The 3,114-nt window shown below is 70.8% G+C and carries 3 protein-coding genes; 2 read left to right on the forward strand and 1 reads right to left on the reverse strand.

Annotated features, from left to right (window positions below; translation table 11 throughout):
* Positions 1–10: 10 nt before the first annotated feature.
* On the reverse strand, positions 11–577 hold the full coding sequence (locus VFZ20_RS08470; RefSeq protein ID WP_329683422.1) for a DoxX family protein: 567 nt from the start codon (positions 575–577) through the stop codon (positions 11–13).
* 161 nt (positions 578–738) lie between these two features.
* On the opposite strand from VFZ20_RS08470, the gene VFZ20_RS08475 reads away from it, so the two are divergent.
* Entirely contained in the window at positions 739–1,701 is a 963-nt protein-coding gene (locus VFZ20_RS08475) for an AraC family transcriptional regulator (RefSeq protein WP_329683424.1), read from the forward strand.
* Positions 1,702–2,395: 694 nt separating this feature from the next.
* Complete coding sequence (locus VFZ20_RS08480; RefSeq protein WP_329683423.1) at positions 2,396–2,818, forward strand: hypothetical protein; 423 nt, start codon at positions 2,396–2,398, stop codon at positions 2,816–2,818.
* The last annotated feature ends 296 nt before the right edge of the window (positions 2,819–3,114 follow it).

Genomic DNA, 3,114 nt, shown 5'->3' on the forward strand with positions numbered 1-3,114 from the left:
GTCCGGGCCTTCACCACCGGGCGGTGGTGCGACTGGCCGTGACGGGGCCGGTGGCGGGGGCGGGGCGGCGGGCCAGGAGGTTGGCCGCGCCGCCCACCACGCCCACCGCCAGCGCGATCCACGCGTACGACGGCGCCCACAGCGACGTAAGCCCCAGCGCCGCGTCCGCCGAGAACGCGCCGGGGCCCGTCAGCGCCAGGGCGAACGCCACGGCGCCGTAGAGGAGCGCCAGCTCGTAGCCGCCGTTCTGGGCAAAGAGCCCGTTCTTGAGGTGCGCGCTCACGGCCGCCACGATCATCACCGACACCATCAGCGCCGGGCCCACGGGGCCCAGCAGCCCCAGCGCCACCAGCACGCCCGACACCAGCTCCGTGGCGCCCGCCATCACCGCGAACGGCAGCCCCGGGCGAAATCCCAGGTGCTCCATCCCCGCGGCCGTTCCGCGCACCCCCGGCCCGCCGAACCAGCCGAACAGCTTTTGCGCGCCGTGCGCCGCCATCACCGGCCCCAGCACCAGCCGCGCCACCAGCAGCCCCGTGCCCAGCATCTGCGCGTCCTGCGCGATCGTCGTCTGCATCCCGTCCTCCCGCGTCGTCAGTCTCATGTGGCCCGCGGCCATCGCGGCGGGGCCTTTCGTTGATTGACGGAAGATGACGGCGCCGCTATAGATGATCCATGCACAAAACACCGGAAAATCTGCCTGATCGTCCAACCGCGGCCGCGGAGCCGGTCGACGTGATGGGGGAGTTGATGCAGTCCGTGCACCTGAGCCCCGTCGTCTTCGGGCGGATGGAGCTGGGCGCGCCGTGGCGGCTGCGCGTGCCCACGCGCGACTACCTGAGCTTCTACGTCGTGAGCCGGGGGACGGCGCGGCTGGAGCTGCCGGACCCGCACCTGCCCCATCGCGAGCCCGTCACGCTCGCGGCGGGCGATGCCGTGCTGCTGCCGCGCGCCCTGCCGCACGAGCTGCGCAGCCCGGGGCCCGCGCGGGCGTCGGCGTGGGAGTTCGTGCACGAGGGATGTCCCCGCGTGCCCACGGGGGAGGTGCACCGGCTGGGCGGCGACGGCGAGGTGACGTCGCTGGTGGCGGGGCACTTCAGCACGGGCGGCGCGCGGCGCAACGTGCTGATGGACACGCTGCCGCCCGTGGTGCACGTGCCCGCCGGCGGGGCGGGGGTGAGCCCGCAGCTGGCCGGCGTGGTCTCGCTCATCCTGGGCGAGAGCGAGGCGCCGGGGCCGGGCAACAGCATCGTCCTGGGGCGATTGGCGGACCTGCTGTTCGTGCACGCCATCCGCTACTGGATCACGGGGGAGGGCGCGTCGCGGTGCGGGATGCGCGCGGTGTCGGACGCGTCCATCGGCGCGGCGCTGCGGCTGATGCACGGCCAGTACGCCGAGCCGTGGACGCTGGAGCGGCTGGCCGCGGCCGTCTCGATGTCGCGATCCGCCTTTGCCGCGCGGTTCACGGAGCTGGTGGGCGAGCCGCCCCTGCAGTACCTGGCCAACTGGCGGATGACGCGTGCCGAGCAGCTGCTGCGCGAGGGCGCGAGCGTGGCGCGGGTGGCGGAGCAGGTGGGCTACGCCAACCCGGTGGCGTTCAGCAAGGCGTTCGCGCGGCTGCGGGGCACGGGCCCCGGCACCGTGCGCCGCCAGCACCGCCACGCCCCCGCCGCGGCGACGGAGCCAACCGCCGCGGGCTGAAGTCCACCTCAGGCCCAGGCGCCCGGTGCTCGGACGCCGGGATCACCCCCGCGTGGTCCGGCCACACGCCCAGCTCCAATCGCCAGCTCATCGTCCTCGCTTCGAAACGCGTCTGCCAATCCGGAGAAAGAAACCGCATTCTCACACGGGGCCTTCGGCCAACGGAGTCAACGGTAACTGATCGGAAGCTAAAACTGTTGACTCCGTTGGCCGAAGGCCCCGTGTGCAATCCTGTCGCAGTGCCATCCCGCGTGGCGGTCCAGGGTTTACCGGAGTCCGGTCTTGCGCGGGGGCAGATTCCCTCCAGCTCCTCCTCACCCTGGAGCCCCGGGCCGTTCGTCCCTCCCCTCCGATGCGCTCGCCAGGCGCATTCCCGTTCAGTCCGGGCACCTTGCGCCGGATGTTCCCAAACAATCCCAATCGGCCAGAATGCGTAGTAGTCAAGGCGCTGCTCGTCCTGGCTCTAGATCGGGTGTAAATTCACGACTGATATACACTTCTTCGGGGATGGAGCAGGGCGGGTGATCACTTTCCCCACGTTGAATTCCCATCCGTTCCCGACGCTTGACATTCAATGGAGGCCGCCCCTACCATGGGACGCGTTGCGCTGATCCCGCCCACGGTAACAGCACAGCCCGCCGCCTCTCCCCGAGACGCAGCAGCCATCCCGTTCATCCCACACCAGCGAGGCCCCATGGCGACCGGAAACGTGTACCTGTTCAACACCACCGCCAACAGCATGGCGCTGCTCCTGAACAACCACATCCTCACGGTGAGCCTGCCCGGCGTGACGAGCAGCAACGGCTACACGCCCACCAACATCTCGGCCGCGCGCAACCCGGCCAGCGGCAACCCGGGCACGGCCACCTTCGGCGGGCAGAACGTGCTGATCGTGTCGTTCCCCGACGGCTCGTCGCAGCAGTACAACGTCGACATCCCCCTCAGCTCGGCGCCCATCACGCAGGACCTGCAGCTGTACCTCTTCTTCAACCAGGTCGTGCTGGTGATCAACGGCGACGGCACCAACATCAACCCGCAGAGTGCCCAGGTCATCCAGGGCCAGCCGGTGTCGGTGGACATCGCCGCGCTGCAGAACGCGCCGACCGTGGACGCCTGAGCCGGGCACCGCGGACAGCCACGCGCGGGGGGCCGGCAGGGCCGGCCCCCCGCGCCGTCCCTCCTTTTTCTCCCTTTCACCCCGGGTGCGGTCCCGCGGCGGTCCGGCGCGGGCTTGCGCGGAGCCTCCATGCCCAGCACGAGCACAACGCCCACCTCCACCGGGCAGTACGCGATCTTCCCGTACTTCTCGGGCGTAGACAACGGCTGCACCAACGCCGCGTTCCTCCTTCCGCCCAACTTCACGTACGGCAAGGCGCTTCCCCCCGTAAGCACGCGGTTCGTGTACGCCGGGCC

Source organism: Longimicrobium sp. (assembly GCF_036280135.1).
In the GTDB taxonomy this organism is placed as follows: Bacteria; Gemmatimonadota; Gemmatimonadetes; order Longimicrobiales; family Longimicrobiaceae; genus Longimicrobium.

Coding starts and splice junctions, on each gene's coding strand:
- VFZ20_RS08480 (WP_329683423.1), top strand. CDS start 2,396: ATGGCGACCGGAAACGTGTACCTGTTCAACACCACCGCCAACAGCATG.
- VFZ20_RS08470 (WP_329683422.1), bottom strand. CDS start 577: ATGCAGACGACGATCGCGCAGGACGCGCAGATGCTGGGCACGGGGCTG.
- VFZ20_RS08475 (WP_329683424.1), top strand. CDS start 739: ATGGGGGAGTTGATGCAGTCCGTGCACCTGAGCCCCGTCGTCTTCGGG.